At 45.3% G+C, this 18,673-nt stretch carries 16 protein-coding genes; 5 read left to right on the forward strand and 11 right to left on the reverse strand.

Annotated features, from left to right (window positions below):
* Window positions 1-186 precede the first annotated feature (186 nt).
* A complete protein-coding gene (gmhB, locus tag ABUE20_RS13830; RefSeq protein ID WP_408620530.1) occupies window positions 187-747 on the reverse strand; it encodes a D-glycero-beta-D-manno-heptose 1,7-bisphosphate 7-phosphatase in 561 nt (186 codons plus the stop codon).
* Window positions 748-931: 184 nt separating this feature from the next.
* On the opposite strand from gmhB, the gene ABUE20_RS13835 reads away from it, so the two are divergent.
* The 5 genes from ABUE20_RS13835 to ABUE20_RS13855 all read left to right on the forward strand — a co-directional run bounded on the left by ABUE20_RS13835 (window position 932) and on the right by ABUE20_RS13855 (window position 5,514).
* The gene (locus ABUE20_RS13835; RefSeq protein ID WP_408620531.1) at window positions 932-1,966 is read left to right on the forward strand and encodes an NADP(H)-dependent aldo-keto reductase; all 1,035 of its coding nucleotides are present in this window, start codon (window positions 932-934) and stop codon (window positions 1,964-1,966) included.
* 59 nt (window positions 1,967-2,025) lie between these two features.
* Window positions 2,026-2,421 carry an Rcs stress response system protein RcsF gene (gene rcsF / locus ABUE20_RS13840; protein WP_408620532.1) on the forward strand — a complete coding sequence of 132 codons (396 nt, stop codon included), beginning with the start codon at window positions 2,026-2,028 and terminating at the stop codon, window positions 2,419-2,421.
* A 6-nt stretch (window positions 2,422-2,427) separates the two neighbouring features.
* Entirely contained in the window at window positions 2,428-3,132 is a 705-nt protein-coding gene (gene tsaA / locus ABUE20_RS13845; RefSeq protein ID WP_408620533.1) for a tRNA (N6-threonylcarbamoyladenosine(37)-N6)-methyltransferase TrmO, read from the forward strand.
* Window positions 3,102-3,737, forward strand: coding sequence for an acyltransferase (locus ABUE20_RS13850; RefSeq protein WP_408620534.1), 636 nt, complete (start codon window positions 3,102-3,104; stop codon window positions 3,735-3,737). The genes tsaA and ABUE20_RS13850 overlap by 31 nt, the downstream gene beginning before the upstream one ends.
* A 67-nt stretch (window positions 3,738-3,804) precedes the next feature.
* Complete coding sequence (locus ABUE20_RS13855; protein WP_408620535.1) at window positions 3,805-5,514, forward strand: proline--tRNA ligase; 1,710 nt, start codon at window positions 3,805-3,807, stop codon at window positions 5,512-5,514.
* Between the two features lie 68 nt (window positions 5,515-5,582).
* Here ABUE20_RS13855 and tilS read toward each other — a convergent pair whose 3' ends face one another.
* From tilS to bamA, 10 genes are all read right to left on the reverse strand, one after another.
* Entirely contained in the window at window positions 5,583-6,893 is a 1,311-nt protein-coding gene (tilS, locus tag ABUE20_RS13860; protein WP_408620536.1) for a tRNA lysidine(34) synthetase TilS, read from the reverse strand.
* Window positions 6,894-7,189: 296 nt separating this feature from the next.
* Window positions 7,190-8,146: an acetyl-CoA carboxylase carboxyl transferase subunit alpha gene (gene accA / locus ABUE20_RS13865; RefSeq protein WP_408620537.1), complete on the reverse strand. Its 957-nt coding sequence runs from the start codon at window positions 8,144-8,146 to the stop codon at window positions 7,190-7,192.
* Window positions 8,147-8,158: 12 nt separating this feature from the next.
* Window positions 8,159-11,641, reverse strand: a complete 3,483-nt coding sequence (dnaE, locus tag ABUE20_RS13870; protein WP_408620538.1) for a DNA polymerase III subunit alpha — start codon at window positions 11,639-11,641, stop codon at window positions 8,159-8,161.
* Window positions 11,631-12,242 carry a ribonuclease HII gene (gene rnhB, locus ABUE20_RS13875; protein WP_408620539.1) on the reverse strand — a complete coding sequence of 204 codons (612 nt, stop codon included), beginning with the start codon at window positions 12,240-12,242 and terminating at the stop codon, window positions 11,631-11,633. Before rnhB ends, dnaE begins: the two co-directional genes overlap by 11 nt.
* Window positions 12,239-13,393, reverse strand: coding sequence for a lipid-A-disaccharide synthase (lpxB, locus tag ABUE20_RS13880; protein ID WP_408620540.1), 1,155 nt, complete (start codon window positions 13,391-13,393; stop codon window positions 12,239-12,241). The genes rnhB and lpxB overlap by 4 nt, the downstream gene beginning before the upstream one ends.
* On the reverse strand, window positions 13,390-14,178 hold the full coding sequence (gene lpxA / locus ABUE20_RS13885; protein WP_408620541.1) for an acyl-ACP--UDP-N-acetylglucosamine O-acyltransferase: 789 nt from the start codon (window positions 14,176-14,178) through the stop codon (window positions 13,390-13,392). The genes lpxB and lpxA overlap by 4 nt, the downstream gene beginning before the upstream one ends.
* Window positions 14,175-14,630, reverse strand: coding sequence for a 3-hydroxyacyl-ACP dehydratase FabZ (fabZ, locus tag ABUE20_RS13890; protein WP_408620542.1), 456 nt, complete (start codon window positions 14,628-14,630; stop codon window positions 14,175-14,177). Before fabZ ends, lpxA begins: the two co-directional genes overlap by 4 nt.
* 19 nt (window positions 14,631-14,649) lie before the next feature.
* The gene (gene lpxD / locus ABUE20_RS13895) at window positions 14,650-15,690 is read right to left on the reverse strand and encodes a UDP-3-O-(3-hydroxymyristoyl)glucosamine N-acyltransferase (protein WP_408620646.1); all 1,041 of its coding nucleotides are present in this window, start codon (window positions 15,688-15,690) and stop codon (window positions 14,650-14,652) included.
* 10 nt (window positions 15,691-15,700) lie between these two features.
* Window positions 15,701-16,210 carry an OmpH/Skp family outer membrane protein gene (locus ABUE20_RS13900; protein WP_408620543.1) on the reverse strand — a complete coding sequence of 170 codons (510 nt, stop codon included), beginning with the start codon at window positions 16,208-16,210 and terminating at the stop codon, window positions 15,701-15,703.
* Between the two features lie 20 nt (window positions 16,211-16,230).
* Window positions 16,231-18,657 carry an outer membrane protein assembly factor BamA gene (gene bamA, locus ABUE20_RS13905; protein ID WP_408620544.1) on the reverse strand — a complete coding sequence of 809 codons (2,427 nt, stop codon included), beginning with the start codon at window positions 18,655-18,657 and terminating at the stop codon, window positions 16,231-16,233.
* Between the last annotated feature and the right edge of the window lie 16 nt (window positions 18,658-18,673).

The following is an 18,673-nucleotide window of genomic DNA, read 5'->3' on the forward strand; positions in this document are numbered from 1 at the left end:
TTGGCTGGTGTGCCGTGTCAGTGGTGGTGCATTATAGGGATTTGCCGGACAAGCGCAAGAACTTTTTTGAAGAAAATTATATATTTTTATTACACACACTTTTACCACAGATTAGTCACAATGTTTTCCACAATTTCTCTCTTTTGGGGCGATGAAATAAACGATTCACCGCCATCATTCTTATATTTAACTTTGTTTAGCGATGAGCTGCGCGGCGGCGGCCAAATCATCCAGAATATAAGTCGCTAGTTGTTCACCATCTTGGGTGAGCGGTTTGCCACTGCGAACTAAAATCCGTTGCTCTACGCCTGCATTTTTAGCAGCTTCCAGATCAGAGGCTTTATCGCCAATCATCCATGATTGCGTCAAGTCAATATTGAGTTCTTCACTGGCTTGCAAAAACATGCCCGGCTTCGGTTTTCGGCAATCGCAATCCTGATGATATTCGCCCTGCCCATAGTCTGGATGATGAGGACAGTAGTAAATTCCCTCTAAGTCGACCCCACGATCCGCTAACGACCAATCCATCCATTCCGTCAGATGAAGAAATTGATCTTCAGAGTACAATCCTCTGGCGATACCAGATTGATTAGTCACCACGACTAATCGCCATCCTAACTTTTTCAGTTGTTGCATCGCTTCAATGCTTCCTTTAATAAAATGGAAGTCATCTGCGGTTGCGACATAATTACCATCTTCATTAATCACCCCATCGCGGTCTAAGAAGATAGCCGGCGTTTTATTCATACTCTGAACTCTATATAAAAAAATTAAAATTAGCTGGGAGTGTAACTGATCTTACCCCCACTTTAATATAGCTATCATACAGCTTAAATAAGAAACCAAACGACTGGACATATTGCGTAATGCTTAAGGATCACGCATTCTGTCACTTGACTGCTTCTGATTTTTTACCGAGTTCGGAGTTTATATGCGCTATCACAAAATCCCTCATTCCGACTTATCCATTAGCTCACTTTGTCTAGGTACCATGACCTGGGGTAAGCAAAACAGCGAACACGAAGCCCACCAGCAACTCGATTATGCACTTACGCGCGGTATTAATTTTATCGATACTGCCGAAATGTATCCGGTTCCTCCAGAGTCAGATACCCAAGGGCTCACTGAAACTTATATTGGGAATTGGCTGAAGAAAACCAACCAACGTGAAAAAATCGTTTTGGCCTCCAAAGTCGCAGGGCCTTTTCGAACCAACTATATCCGAGAGAATATGCGTCTTGATCGGCGTAATATCCGTGAAGCCGTACATGCATCGCTTGAGCGTTTACAAACCGATTATCTAGACCTTTACCAGTTACATTGGCCGGATCGCAGTGCCAACTTTTTTGGTCAACTTGGGTTTGAAGCAAATCCAAATGAGTACGGGACCCCGATTGTCGAAACCTTGCAAGCGCTCAGTGAGCTAGTCAAAGAGGGGAAAATTCGCTATATCGGTGTTTCGAATGAAACCGCTTGGGGAGTGAGTCAATATTTGCGACTGGCAGAAAAACACGACTTGCCACGAATGGTAACCATTCAGAATCCCTATAACCTGCTTAATCGCAGTTTTGAAACCGGTTTGGCCGAATTTGCCTATCGAGAGGGAGTTGAGTTGTTGGCTTATTCTCCACTGGCTTTTGGAATGTTAAGCGGTAAATATCTGAATAACCAATGGCCTAAGAATGGCCGATTAACACTATTTAAACGTTTTTCTCGCTATTTAAGTGAACAAGGGTATGCGGCTACCCAGGCCTATGTCGATTTAGCGCAATCCCACCATCTTGATCCGGCACAAATGGCACTGGCTTATGTCAATTCCCGACCTTTTCTAGCTTCCAGTATTATTGGTGCCACCTCAATGGAACAGTTGATCAGTAATATTGATAGTATTGATCTGGAACTTTCCGGTGAAGTCATCAGTCAGATAGAATCAATACATCAGCGATACACGTATCCTTGCCCCTAAGCTAAACGTCGCGAATGATACATACCGTTCGCGACGTTGATCAATTGAGCACACATCTTATGTTATTAAAAAATCGAATCCGATTAACGACTATCACTATTATGAGCGCGAGTGTACTGCTCAGCGGCTGTAGTCTGTATCCGTTTCACAGCAATGTCGATAAAGAAAATTTTAAAGAATATTTTAAAACCTCAAAAATTCAGGTGCTCACGAAAGAGCAACTGCTCGAGCACCACTATCAAGTATTAGGCACCTTAGAAGGCCATGCTTGTCAGGAAAAGGATAATCAGCCTCCCGCCGATAAAAAACAAGCTCAAGTGGATTTGATCCGTCAAGCCGCTGATATGCCACAAGCCAATGCGGTTGTTTTTTCAACCTGTGCCAGTTACCCCGCAGATAACGTTTGCTACAGCTCCGTCAGCTGCTATGGAAAGGTTGTTCAGGTATTGGACTAAATCGTCATGGATAAATACACCATTGAGCCCATTGGCTATATTCGTTCACCTTACTTAGAAAAATTTGCAGTCCCTCGTCAACCAGGACTAGTGACAACTGCAACGACCCAGTTACAACTCATCGAGCCTTATAATGCACAGGAAATTATTGATGGGATCGAGCAGTTCAGCCATTACTGGCTCATCTTTGGTTTTCATCAGAATCAAGGATGGAAAAACAAAGTGCGTCCGCCTCGATTAGGAGGTAACCAAAAGATCGGTGTCTTTGCTAGTCGTTCCACTTTCCGACCGAATGGAATGGGATTATCAGTGTTGGAACTAAGTCATATCGACTATCTCAGTGAAGGCCCTTGCCTGAGTTTTCATGGCGGTGATCTGGTCAACGGCACGCCTGTTTTCGATATCAAGCCTTACCTTGATTACGCCGATCATATTGAACATACACGAGCAGGCTATGCCGCTGAAGCCCCCACGGCAAAACTTGACCTCCAATGGAGTGAGATCGCACTGCGCCAACAAAAAAATCTTGGATTAACATCCAATGACATTCGATTGATTGAGGATGTACTACGCCAAGATCCGCGCCCCAGCTATCGATATAAACCGGGCAAAGCCGATCATCACCATTATGGCGTGCAACTCATCCGCTTTAATATCCGCTTTATTGTGACAGGTGAACAATGCCAGATTATCGAGATCAGTCCGCTCTAGCGCATTATCAAGACCAACATAAAAAACGCCTAAGCTGGATGCCTTGGTTGTACTACCGACTAAAAGAAAAACATTTAAGTTGGGCTCGCCCTTGGCAAACATCATTACAAACAGAGCTCTCAGCACTTGAAACCGTTTCATTTGGTCAAAATTGTTTTCTGGCTCCAGAAGCCCAACTATTTGCAGAGCCCGGACGCGCTATCACCATGGGTGACGGCAGCTTTATTGCCGCAGAGAGTTTCTTGCATGGTCCTATCCAAATAGGGCGCGAAGTCGCCATTAATCATCGCTGTAGCTTCGATGGTGGCACTAAGGGCATTATTATTGGCGATCAAACCCGCATCGCCAACTCAGTGCAGATCTGGGGATTCAATCATGGGATGCATCCAGAACATCCCATTTATCAGCAAAATACCCGTTCGCTTGGGGTCATTATTGGCAACGATGTCTGGATTGGTGCCGGTGCAGGTATTGTCGACGGCGTAAAAATCGGCGATCATGCCATCGTCGGAATGAATGCCGTGGTGACAAACGATATTCCTGCGTGGGCTATCGTCGCAGGCAACCCGGCAAAAATTATTGGAGATAGGCGCGACAAATCCTGACAGCCTCATGACTGCCTGATAAAATCAGACCATCTTAGATTATTGATACCTACATGAAAGGACAACCATGCGTTCGAGTAAATATCTTCTTTCTACTCTTAAAGAAACGCCTAGTGACGCAGAAGTCATCTCCCATCAGTTGATGCTGCGCTCTGGCATGATTCGGAAACTCGCTTCAGGCCTATATACTTGGCTCCCGACCGGTGTTCGGGTTCTGCAAAAAATTCAAAATATTGTCCGCGAGGAGATGGATCGGGCAGGCGCTATTGAAATCAATATGCCGGTTGTTCAACCAGCCGACCTTTGGCTCGAATCAGGCCGTTGGACCAAATATGGCCCTGAACTGCTGCGAATTAAAGACCGCCATGACCGTGACTTTGTATTAGGTCCAACACATGAAGAAGTCGTCACGGAGTTAGTTCGCAAAGAGATCAGCAGTTATAAACAACTCCCGTTGAACCTATATCAGATCCAGACTAAATTCCGTGATGAAGTGCGTCCTCGTTTTGGTGTGATGCGAGCCCGCGAGTTTGTGATGAAAGATGCGTATTCGTTCCATATTGATCAAAGTTCTCTGGAAGAAACTTACCAAACAATGTTCGATGCTTATTGCCGTATTTTTGATCGTTTAGGCTTGGAATACCGTCCAGTGCTGGCTGATACAGGTAGCATTGGGGGTAATAACTCCCATGAATTCCACGTACTCGCACAATCCGGTGAAGATGATATCGTCTTTTCCGATGCCGGAGATTATGCCGCCAATATGGAAAAAGCAGAAGCACTGGCTCCCATTGGTGAACGTCCAGCCCCCAGTCAGAAAATGACTTTAGTCGATACCCCCGATGCCAAAACAATTGATGAGCTTGTCTCTCAATTTGGTTTAACGATTACTCAAACAGTCAAAACATTAGTCGTTGTTGCCGCCGAAGAGGCCGATTGTGAACTGGTCGCATTGATGGTTCGTGGTGATCACACTCTCAATGAAATTAAAGCTGAACATCATCCACTCGTGGCTGAACCGCTGCAATTTGCCAGTGAAGAACAGATCCGTCGCGTCATTGGTGCAAGCCCGGGTTCTTTAGGGCCGGTCAATTTACCTATTCCGGTTGTGATTGACCGAAGCGTTGCCAAAATGGCTGACTTTGGTGCAGGGGCTAATATCGATGGCAAACATTATTTTGGTGTCAACTGGGAACGTGATCTTCCGCTGCCAGAAGTAGCCGACTTGCGGAACGTGGTCGCCGGTGATCCCAGCCCTTGTGGCAACGGTACATTGCAAATCAAACGCGGTATTGAAGTGGGTCATATCTTCCAGTTAGGTGATCGTTATTCGAAAGCGATGAATGCAACCGTACTGGATGAACAAGGCAAAAATAAAATTCTGAGCATGGGCTGTTACGGGATAGGAATTTCACGTATCGTCGCGGCAGCTATTGAACAAAATCATGACGATGCGGGGATCATCTGGCCTGAAGCGCTCGCCCCATTTCAATTAGTATTAGTTCCAATGAACATGCATAAATCGCATCGCGTTCAAGAAGTCGCTGAAAAACTGTATCAGCAAGCACAAGATGCAGGAATTGAAGTATTGTTCGATGATCGTAAAGAACGTCCTGGGGTTATGTTTGCCGATGCGGAGCTTATTGGTATTCCCCATATGTTAGTGATTGGTGAGCGCAGCCTAGATAAAGGGGTTGTTGAATATAAATCACGCCGAGGTGGAGATAAAATTGAAGTCGCCATCGATGACGTCATTCAATATGTTCAATCTTTGTAAGTTGATTTCACTTATCGCTTAGATAGAAAAAGGTCTCAATGAGACCTTTTTCATTCGGGATAGAGCCCTCAGAGATCCGAACGAATGACCAGACGTAGACCGCTGCCATCAGCAACCGCCCATCGTTCATCAATCAATTGATCGGCAAGTGCAACCCACTGTTCCCCATAAAAAATGAGCGGAATATGATCGCGTTGCCACGGTGGCACAGCCAGTTCCTGCAATAATTTTTTTAAGCTCCGACTCCCGTTACGCCCTAGCGGCCGCATCGATGGATTATCAACCTCATGGCGAAAACGCACCGAAATCTTGTCATCGGAAGATGGTGCCCGAAGTGTTCCGCCAGTGAGCATCACCAGCTGTCGCTTTCCCATGTTTACGGGACTCAGTGGATCGGGCCAAACCAGCCCGTGAGAAGCTGTAACCTGTGCTTCAGACCAATACCAACGATAGCGATAGCGCCGCACGATTCCATGAGCCACAGAGATTATTGGAATACGGTCTTCTCGCGCCCCCATTTGTTGGCGGATCTGGCTAAGCTGTTGCTGCGACGGATAGCTACCGCTTAAACGATGTAACCAAAATCGAATCAAGTTATTTTGCCGAGCGTCCGAAAGTATCGATAAATCATTGGCGAGAGCTCCTTGCGACGTGATAAAACGTTCGGCATCGATCAGGGCCAACTCATCTTGAAGTTGTTGTGCCTGACCTAATAACTGGCAACTTTGTCCCACTTGCGCAAGCCAATGCGGCCAACGCGCTTTAAAAATCGGCAACAACTGATGCCGGATAAAATTACGCTCAATTCGAAGATCCTGATTACTTGGATCTTCAATATGCTCAAGCTGATGTGAAAGAGCATATTGCTCTATTTCAACACGAGAGGTATCAAGCAATGGCCGAATGAGATGACTTTTCCCCAAAGCTCGACTTACAGGCATTGCCGCCAAACCCGCAGCACCACTTCCCCGCTGTAAATTAATCAGAAAGGTTTCAGCCTGATCATCGAGATGATGTGCGCAAGCGATCACATAACCTTGATTCGCATAGTGGCTAAAAATTTCGTAACGCGCTTTTCGGGCTTGTTCTTCTAAACTTAAACGAGGGCCTTGCTCAACTTTGACTTGATGAGCAACAAACGGGATCTGCAATTGAAGACAAAACTGCTGGCAGAATCGCTGCCAGTCATCAGCTTGGGCCATCAGACCATGATGGACATGCACCGCCTGTAACTTTTGTCTAGGATAACGGTGCTGATAACGGGATAAAAGATGCGCTAATACAATGGAGTCAATCCCACCGCTTAGCGCAATCAGAATCGAAGCATGAGAAGCATTTAAAGCCTCTATACGCTCGCAAAATAAATTAAAATCCAACATAAATAAACCCACTTAGGGCCTATTGACCGATTAGTTTTACAGTCATTTGAGTTTAATTGAGGCAAAGCTGATGCTGTGTCGTAGAATGATTCTCCATCAACGACGTTAACACTGAATCAATCAAGCTCAGATTGCCTCTCAAGTACATTTACCCCCATTCTGAACAGGCATTGCGCCCTACTTGCTTAGCTTATTAAGCGTTACAGAGCGCACCTCGTTCAAACTGGGTTTGATTTGCACAAAATTCAACCATGAAAGATTACAGGCCCTATTGGGCGGGCTGAATCAATGATCAATTAACAATAGCCATAACTCATCAGTCGTTGATAGCGTTCTTCAAGTAATACCTCCACCGACTTCTGCTGCAACTGGCTTAAGTCACTCACTAATTTGGCTTTCAGACGTTCGGCCATCATCGCAACATTACGATGCGCTCCGCCCAATGGCTCTTCAACGACATCATCAATCAACTTAAGCTCTTTTAAACGTGCAGCCGTAATGCCCATCGCTTCAGCGGCTACTGATGCTTTCTCAGCACTCTTCCAAAGGATGGAAGCACAACCTTCAGGTGAGATCACCGAATACGTGCTATATTGCAGCATATTCACGCGATCCCCCACTCCGATAGCAAGTGCGCCACCTGAGCCACCTTCACCAATCACCGTGCAGATCGTTGGAACTTTTAATTGAGACATCACCAGTAAGTTACGCGCAATCGCTTCACTCTGACCTCGCTCTTCCGCTCCCACGCCAGGATAAGCCCCCGGAGTATCGATAAAGGTCAAAATCGGCATTTTAAAACGTTCTGCCGTTTCCATTAATCGCAGCGCTTTACGATAGCCTTCCGGCCGTGGCATCCCAAAGTTACGTTTGATTTTTTCTTTAGTTTCCCGACCTTTTTGATGACCCATCACCATCACCGGTTGGTCATTTAAACGCGCAATCCCACCGATAATCGCTTTATCATCGGCAAACGCCCGATCCCCACACATTTCATCATACTCAGAAAAAATATGTTCAATATAATCTGCGGTATAAGGTCGCTGAGGATGACGAGCTAACTGCGCGATCTGCCACGCCTCCAAATCACCAAAAATTTTGCGGGTCAGATCCAGTTGTTTTTTCTCCAACTGCGCAATCTCTTCTGCCAGGTCAACATTCATGCCTGACTCGCTGTTTACCAGCCGGAGTTCTTCAATCTGAGCCTGTAGCTCTGCTACTGGCTGTTCAAAATCTAGAAAATTTAAACTCATAATTTTTTACTGTCAGTTATATTCCAGTGAAACCTGTTGCTGCCCCAAAAGCCGCGCTAACCCATCTAACAAATTGTCATCCGGTATCACTCGCCAATCGGTACCCAATCGCAAGCAACCTTGCTCATGCTCTCCAATATAACGAATGGTAACAGGACAGGTGCCGTTACGATAGGGTTCCATTTCCGTAATAAATTCCTGCCAAAACTGTTCGCCAGCCTGTGGCTTTTGCACAACAACCTGCAAACCACTCGCCCAACGCTCCCGAGCCTGACTCATATCCATCACATCACGCGCAGTCATTCGGATCCCCCCTGAAAAATCATCGTGGGTTACTTGTCCCTGAACAACTAAGATACGATCCTTCTCTAAAAGCTCCTGATATTTCTCAAATGCTTCAGAAAATAACATCACATCCAACCGTCCACTGCGATCATCCAGTTGTAAGATCCCCATTTTCGAGCCCCGTTTAGTCACCATCACCCGCGCAGAGAGCACTAATCCGGCAGCCGTTGTCGTTGTATCCCGATCCGTTGGACGTAACTCCGATAACCGACCCGAAACAAACTGCTTTAATTCAGGTAAATAGTGGTTAATTGGATGTCCGGTTAAATAAAGACCCAACGTCTCTTTCTCACCTTCCAACCAGACTTTATCGCCCCATTGAGGCACTTCAACAAACTGAGGGCGACTCTCATCCGCTTCCAGCATTAATTCACCGAACAGATCATTTTGACCATGTGCTCTGGCCTGAGCTCGTTGACTCGCCGCTTTCATTGCCACTTCCAATGTGGCCATTAATGTCGCCCGATGGGGCCCGAGTTTATCCATAGCCCCCGAGAGAATCAATTTTTCCATCACTCGCCGGTTGACCCGTTTTAGGTCTACACGACAGCAAAAGTCAAATAGATCAATAAATTGTCCTCCTTCCTGACGCGCTTCTAAAATGGCATCAATCGGGCTTTCACCGACACCTTTAATCGCACCAATACCATAAACAATTTCATTCTCATCGTTTACAGAAAAGCGATAAACACCGCTGTTTACATCTGGAGGTACGATTGTTAGGCCCAGATTATGACATTCATCGACCAAAGTGACAATTTTATCAGTATTATCCATGTCAGCGGACATCACCGCAGCCATAAAAAATGCAGGATAATGCGTTTTCATCCACAGTGTTTGATAAGACACTAACGCATAAGCAGCCGAGTGAGATTTATTAAATCCATAACCGGCAAATTTTTCCACTAAGTCGAAAATCTTCATCGCCAGCTCGCCGTCCACGCCATTATCAATAGCGCCTTTCTCAAAAACGGCTCGCTGTTTTGCCATCTCTTCCAGTTTTTTCTTACCCATGGCTCGGCGCAGTAAGTCTGCGCCCCCCAAGGTATACCCCGCCAACACCTGAGCAATCTGCATCACTTGTTCCTGATACAAGATGATCCCATAGGTTGGCTCTAGAATGGGTTTTAAACTTTCATGTTGCCAGGTTGCATCCGGATAAGAAACTTCCTCACGACCATGTTTACGTTCAATAAAGTTATCCACCATCCCAGATTGCAATGGTCCAGGACGGAATAGGGCAACCAGAGCGATCATATCTTCAAAACAGTCAGGCTGTAGACGTTTGATCAGGTCTTTCATACCTCGTGATTCCAACTGGAATACGGCGGTGGTTTTATACGCTTTCAACACCTCAAAAGATTTCTGATCATTTAACGGAATCGCCGCAATATCAATCGGTTGCTGACCTCTCTTAAGCAATTTCTCATTGGCCATATCCAGAGCCCACTGAATAATGGTCAGGGTTCTAAGTCCCAAGAAGTCAAACTTCACCAGCCCGGCATATTCCACGTCACTTTTATCAAATTGAGTGACCGGATGATGGCCTTCCTCATCACAATATAACGGCGCAAAATCAGTAATTTTAGTCGGCGAGATCACCACCCCACCAGCATGTTTCCCAGCATTACGGGTGACCCCCTCTAAAATACGGGCCATATCGATGAGTTCTCGAACTTCTTCATCCTGATCATATAATTCCGGGAGTCTTGGCTCAGCATCAAATGCTTTGGCCAAAGTCATGCCTGGATCAGGAGGGATCAATTTTGAAATGCGATCGACAAACCCATACGGATGCCCCAATACCCGCCCCACATCTCGCACCACCGCTTTAGCAGCCATGGTACCGAAGGTGATAATCTGCGAAACGGCATCATGGCCATATAAATCTGCCACATGCTCAATCACTTCATCACGGCGATCCATGCAGAAATCGACGTCAAAATCAGGCATCGATACCCGCTCTGGGTTAAGGAAGCGTTCAAACAGTAGATCAAAGGCCAATGGATCCAGATCGGTAATTTTGAGCGAGTAAGCCACCAACGACCCCGCTCCTGAACCTCGCCCAGGACCTACAGGGATCCGATGGTCCTTACTCCATTGGATGAATTCCATCACGATTAAAAAGTAACCGGGGAATCCCATTTGCAAAACAACATCCAACTCGCGCTGCAAACGGGCATCATAACGGGGGCGCTGCTCGGCCCGAACCACCGGATCAGGAAATAAAAACGCCAAACGCTCTTCTAAACCATGTTTGGCTTTATCGGTGAAATAGCTTTCGATATCCTGCCCACCGGTTGGAAATTCCGGTAAAAAATAAGTCCCTAAGCGAATCGTTACATTACAGCGTTTCGCAATCTCAACCGAGTTCACCAACGCTTCAGGAATATCAGCAAACAGTTCACACATCTCCTGTTCACTACGCAGATACTGTTCACTACTGTATTTTTTGGGTCGGTTTCGATCCGCTAATGTATACCCATCATGAATCGCTACCCGAATTTCGTGTGCTTCAAACTCATCTTGTTTTAAAAAGACCACTTCATTGGTGGCCACGACCGGTAGGCTCGCCTGCTGCGCCAACTCAATGGCCATATGCAGATAAGTTTCCTCATCAGGGCGATGAGTCCGAATCAGCTCTAAGAAAAAGTTATTTTGAAAATGCTGCTGATAAAAGGCAACCATTTCATCCAGCATCGGTCGATTTCCTTTCAGCAGCGCCCGACCGATATCCCCTTCCCGACCACCGGATAAAATGATGATGCCTTCTTTGTGCTCAACCAGCCAATCCCGCTCAATGACCGGTTGCCCCTGAACATGCCCTCGCAAATAGGCTTTGGAGATCAACTGCGTCACATTCTGATAGCCAGTATTATCCTTGGCTAACACCACTAAGCGAGTCAACTCATCGCCGAGACTTTCGCTATGCATCCAGAAATCAGTCCCCATAATGGGCTTAATTCCTTTGGCATGCGCGGCCCCATAAAGCTTGACCGCACCACAGAGGTTGGTCTGATCCGTCAAAGCCATCGCTGGCATCTGCTGGGCCGCAACCGCTTCGACAATCGGTTTGACTTTTTTGAGCCCATCAACCATCGAATAGTCACTGTGAATTCTTAAATGCACAAATCGGGGATCATGACTCATGATGAATCTCTCTTGTCGCAATCACACGCTGAACCGGTTTAAAACTTTTCCGATAATTTTCTAATGGCCCAAATTGAGCCAACAACTCTAAATGCAATTTAGTCGGATAGCCTTTATGCTTGGCAAACTGATATTGAGGATACTGAGCATCCAGTTCCAGCATCTGATGATCGCGCGTTACTTTGGCAATAATCGAAGCAGCACTGATCTCGGCCACTAATCCATCCCCTTTAACAATCGCTTCACTCGGACACGCAAATTCAGGCGTGCGATTTCCATCGACCAACACATAATCCGGCCTGATCGGCAGTGCAGCTACCGCACGCTGCATCGCCAGCATGGTCGCCTGAAGAATATTTAGTCGATCGATTTCCAGAGGGGTTGCTTCACCAATCGACCACGCCAAGGATTTCTGTTTAATCTCTTCAGCTAATATTTCACGCTTTTTTTCTGATAATTTCTTGGAATCCGCCAGACCTACTATCGGGTGTACAGGATCTAAAATCACCGCAGCCGTGACCACATTACCGACTAACGGCCCTCGACCCACTTCATCAACCCCTGCAAAATATTGAAAGTCACTTGGATAAATAAAACTCATGATTCAATCACTTTTTGAATAGCAGCCGCAGCGCGTTTGTCCGCACCGCAACGGATCTGTTGATGCAATGCTTTAAAGCGGGTCAATAGCACACTTTGCTCATCCGTCAATAACGGCTTCAATGCTTTAGCCAATACCTCTGGAGTACACTCGTCCTGAATACACTCACGCACTAATGGCTCGCCAGCAAGTAAATTAGGCAATGAGACATACGGTGTTTTCACCAGTCGTTTTGCCAACCAGTATGTCAATGGTTTTAACCGATATCCAACCACCATAGGACGATTGACTAACATGGCCTCTAAAGCAGCTGTACCCGAAGCCAATAATATCGCATCACTAGCCGCCATGACGGCTCTAGCCTGACCATCCACCAAATGAACCGGGACCTGACAGTGATACTGACTGAGCAACGCTTCAAATTGAGCCCGTCGTTTAGCATTCACCAACGGCACAATCACTTCGAGATCAGGAATCGATTTCGAAAGCAAATTAACAGCCCCAATAAACGGTTCACTGAGAAGTTCCACTTCAGCTTTACGACTCCCTGGCAACATGGCCAACAGCGGCCCTTTCGGTTCAATCGCTAATTGCTGACGAGCAGGCGTTTTAGCCACATCTAAGTCAATCGCATCGGCCATCGTATGCCCAACAAACTCACAAGGCACATCGAACTTATCATAGAAGGCTTTTTCAAAAGGCAAAAATGCCAGCAGCAGGTTACAAGCCCGTTTAATCTTAAACACTCGCTTCTGCTTCCAGGCCCAAACCGAAGGGCTCACATAATGAACTGTTTTGATCCCTTGCCGATGCAATTTATCTTCAACACCTAAATTAAAATCAGGCGCATCAATTCCAATAAAAACATCAGGGGGCCGTGCAGATAATTGTTGCAGAAGTTGTCGACGCACTTTCAAAATCCGGGGAAGTTTTTCAAGGACTTCAACAATTCCCATTACCGACAGCTCATCCATATCAAAAATAGCTTCGCAACCCTGAGCTTGCATCAAAGGGCCGGCAATACCTGAAAACTGAGCATGAGGATACAGTTGACGGAGCTGTTTAATGAGTCCCGCACCTAAAATATCGCCGGAGACTTCTCCGGCGACAAGGGCAATATGTAAAGGTGGGTGAGTAGCAGACTGTGTCACCGAATAATGCCCCGGCCATGTTCGGATAAAAAGTCGATAAACAACTGCACTTCGCTAAATTGCTCACCTAAAGCTTTCATCTTTTCAATGGCTTCTTCAACGGTATTGTTACCCCGATAAAGAATTTTGTAGGCCTGACGGAGTGCTCGAATCGCTTCTTTACTAAAGCCCCGGCGACTGAGCCCTTCACTATTAATTGTAACCGGATGCGCATAATTTCCGACAGCCATCACATAAGGTGGTACATCTTTATTCAGCGCCGCACACCCCCCAATAAAGGCGTGAGCTCCCACTTTGCCAAATTGATGAATCGCAGACAACCCACCAAAAATAACATAATCCCCAATGGTCACATGACCGGCTAAAGTAGCACAATTAGCAAAAATACAATAATCACCAATCACACAGTCATGGGCCACATGCGAATTAACCATAAATAAATTATGGCTACCAATCCGAGTAACGCCTTTATCTTGTACTGTCCCCCGGTGAATGGTCACACCTTCCCGGATACTGTTATCGTCACCGATAACTAAAGACGTTTGTTCGCCTCGATATTTCAAATCCTGACAATCTTCACCTACAGAAGCAAACTGATAGATCCGATTATTCTGACCGATCGAGGTATCTCCCTTGATAGCGACATGGGAACCAATCCAGGTTCCATCTCCAATTTCTACATTCCCTTCCAGCACACTATAAGCACCCACCTGAACTCCGGCGCCTAAGCATACATCAGAGCCAATAATCGCTGTAGGATGAATTATTGCAGTTGAATCAATCATCGATACTCTCTTCGAGCGCACATTACCGTCGCTTCACACACGACTTCACCATCAACTTTAGCGACCCCTTTGAATTTGCCAACCCCACGCATATCACGTAGATAATCGACCTCAAAGTGAACGACATCACCAGGACCTACCGGACGCTTAAAGCGCGCTTTATCAATCCCTGCAAAATAATAAAGCTCATTTTCACGTGGTTTTCCAGCTGATTTAAATGCCAAAATTCCGGTTACCTGAGCCATTGCTTCCAGAATTAAAACCCCTGGGAACACTGGATGTTCAGGAAAATGTCCAGTGAAAAAAGGCTCATTAATCGATACATTTTTAATGGCATGAATCGACTTACCTACTTCATAATCGAGTACCCGATCGACTAATAGAAAAGGATAACGATGCGGTAATAACTCCAGAATGTCTTGTATATCAAGACTATTTAATTCCTGACTCAAAATTTTATTCCTGTGAAACTTAATTTTTATTATTGGCGCTCAACTGCTCCAGTTGGTGCTCTAAAGCTCGCAACTTTTTATGCATTTCATCTATTTTCATGACTCGAGCTGCTGTTTTACGCCACTCTTTATTACTTTGCGCAGGGATACCTGAAGAATAAACTCCGGGTTTATCGATCGGTCGCATCACCATAGACATACCCGAAATATGAACTTGATCACATATTTCCATATGTCCATTAAAGACGCTGGCACCACCAATAATACAATATTTGCCGACCTTAAGACTTCCTGCCATTGTGGTACAACCCGCAACTGCGGTATTGTCGCCGATTTCGACGTTATGAGCAATCTGACACAAATTATCAATAATCACGCCATCATGAATTACCGTATCGTCTAATGCACCGCGATCAATACAAGTCGCAGCGCCAATCTCTACTCGATCACCAATAATGACTCGCCCCGTCTGAGGAATTTTAACCCACTGACCGCGATCATTGGCATATCCAAAACCATCGGCACCAATTACAGTACCTGACTGAATCAGGCAATCAGAGCCAATCAAGACATCATGATAAATAGAAACATTGGCCCATAATTTTGTCCGAGCACCGATCTGAGTTTGAGCTCCGATAAAACACCCGGCTCCAATCTGACATCCATCGCCAATTTGAGCACCGGACTCAATCACAGCATGAGCCCCAATATGCACATCGGATCCAAGAACAACATCATCAGCAATCACCGCACTCGCATGAATACCCTGGGCACTCTGTGGTGTCGTATCTAAATGCTGAGCCAAATAGGCATACGCGAGATAGGGATCTTTAACGACAATCACCGCCCCTTTCGCAAACTCAGCATCAGCTTCTCTGAGCAAAACCACTCCAGCCTGACAATCAGGCAGCTGATGGCGATACTGGCTGCTGGTTAAAAATGTGGCATCAGAAGGTCCGGCTTTAGGCAAAGATGCAATTTTATCAATCTGTGCATCTACAGGACCTCTCAACTCACCTTCGACCCATTCAGCGATTTGCTGTAACGTTACGGTCATGATTTACACTCTATTATTTCTGTTTACTAATTTCGTTAATCACTTCTTTCGAAATATCCAAGCTTGGTTTCGCATAAGCAGTAGCATCAATAGGTAACACTAAATCATAGTGTTTTTGTTTTGCAATCGTACTCACAGCGCTTTGAATTTTCGCTAACAACTTCTGCTGTTCTTTTTCAGTTTCCTGACGATGATCATCTTGGAAATTTTTACGTTTTAACTGAAATTCAGTTTGCATCGCTTCAATTTGCCGATTCAGTTTCGTTTTATCATCATCACTCATCAAAGCTTGATCTTTTTCACGTTTCTGATAGAGATCATTAATCTTACTTTCCAGTGCTTTCAGCTCTTTTATCCGTCCAGCAAACTCATCTTGCAGTTTTTTCATAGCCGCTTCACGTTGTGGCAACTGCTGGAAAATAACCCGCATATCAATGGTGGCGATACTTGTATCTGCCATCACTGCAGCTGTAGGAGCCATCAAGGCCGCCGAAAGAAATGCAGTTTGAATCAATTTTTTCACAGAAGACTCCTCTGGTTTATCTAAAATGTCTGACCTAAATTAAATGAGAAAAACTCGGTTTCATCACCTTGGTATTTTTTAACCGGTTTCGATAATGCAAAGACCACTGGTCCAATCGGTGATCGCCACTGTAATGAGACCCCGACTGAGGCCCGAATTCGATTTGGCTTACTATAATCGCCGATTTCGTCACAATCACGCACACACTGCCGCATTGCCAGTGCCGTATCATATTCAGTGTCCCACGCGGTACCAAAATCAAAAAATGCAGTGGTTCTTAATGAATGCACGTAACTTTGACTGACAAGTGGCGTCGGGAAAATCAGTTCAAAACTGCCGACGGCAACCCCGTTTCCACCGATAGCTCGACCCGGAACATAACCATTTTCACCATCATAATAATCCCGATAAATCGCTCGAGGTCCTACGGTATTCGACGCAAAACCACGAATTGATCCCCATCCCCCGGCGTAGAAGTTTTTAAAGAATGGTAAAATCTGATCATTACCATCAACCTGGCCATAACCATTCCCATATCCAACTCGGCCATGAGCAGAAAACACCCAATCATGCTCTTTGGTTAATGGCAGAAAATGACGTGTTTCAAAACTCAACTTGTAATATTGCGTATCCGATCCCGGTACCGCAACCTCAAAGTCTAGGTTTTGAGTACTCCCCGCAGTAGGGAACTGACCAAAGTCCAGCGTATTGCGAGACCACCCAGCGGTTACCGTGATATTTTTAAATGACAATGAATTATCATGCGCATCGCTATAACCACTATAAATATCCCAGAACTGACGGATCTGCTCATACGGGTCATTCTGCGAAATTTTGTTAATTTCACCCCCTAACCCTAATGATAATCGGTTATTTTCATCGATTGGAAAACCTAAAGTTCCCTTAATCCCGATGGTTTTATTGGTATAGCTAACCAAGTTCGCATTCGAAGCATCAAAATCTCGATAATAAATATTTTCACCGAGACTCACGCCATCCTTGGTAAAATAAGGGTTGGTATGAGACAAATTCACTGTTTTTGAATAAGCGTTACGACTTAAAGTAATCCCGACCGAATCCCCGGTACCCATAAAGTTTTTCTGAGTAATCCCGGCATTCAAGCTGATTTTAGATGTAGTCCCGTAACCAATACCGGCCGTTAGAGAGCCGGTGGGTTGTTCTTTGACGGTAACATCCACATCAACCTGATCATCACTCCCGGGAACTCGATTGGTTTGAGTTTCAACGGAGCTAAAGAATCCTAACCGATTCAGACGCCGTTTTGACTGCTCCAATTTCTCACTGGACAGCCAGGTACCCTCCATCTGACGCATTTCTCGGCGCAATACTTCGTCTTTTGTCACTGTATTGCCAAGCACATGGATATTGCGAACATAAATCCGTTTTCCTGGATCCACATTCACATTGAGCATTACTGTTTTATCTTTATCATCGATTTGTGGAAATACCTGAATTTTAGGATAAGCATATCCCTGACGGCCTAAAAACTTCTCCAGGATATCCTGCATTTCAGAGATATCAGAGCCACTGTAAGTATCGCCGGGACGAATTGATACGAGCTTTTCCATCTCGGCTTTACGGCCAATCAGATTACCATTTAGAGTAATCCCTTTAATTTTGTAGATATCCCCTTCATGCACATTCACAGTGATATAAACCTGATGTTTTTCCGGGGTCAACTCAACCTGAGTTGATTCAATCTGAAAACGGGCATAACCGCGGTCAAAATAATAGCTACGAATGGTTTCCAAATCACCTGAAAGTTTCTGCTTCTGGTATTTCTGGTCCCCCATAAAATTCCACCAGGGAACATGGTCCGTCAGTTGCAGTTGTTCTAACAGTTTGTCATCTGAAAATTTGTGATTACCGACGATATTAATTTGCTGGATTTTAGCGGAGAGCCCTTCCTGAAAAGTAAATTTCACATCGACACGATTTCGAGGAAGCGGTGTAACAATCGTTTTCACCTGCGCATTGTATTTCCCGACCGAGTAATAAAAATCCTCAAGGCCTTTTTCAATATTACTCAGGTTTGTTCGATCCAACGGTTCCCCGACACGGATCCCTTGGGATGATAAACTCTCTTTTAATTTATCATCTTTAATATCTTTATTACCGGAAAGATCTATCTTCGCAATAACTGGCCGCTCTTTGACCCGATAGATCAAAGTGCTCCCATCTCGATAGACCGAAACATCCTGAAAATCGCCGCTACGATAGAGTTGTTTAAGACTCTGACTAATTTCGCCTTGATCCACATCATCGCCGACCCGAATCGGGATCTGCAAGAGGGCGGCTCCCAAAGAAACCCTCTGCAACCCATCGACATGAATATCAGTGACTTTAAATTCGTTTGATTGGGCAGCTAAACTCATCCCTGACCAACAAGCGGCCAATGCTGCTGCGAGAAACTTCTTTTTAAACATAGAGAAGAAAAATGTC

The organism is Celerinatantimonas marina, from assembly GCF_046054165.1.
Taxonomy (GTDB): domain Bacteria; phylum Pseudomonadota; class Gammaproteobacteria; order Enterobacterales; family Celerinatantimonadaceae; genus Celerinatantimonas.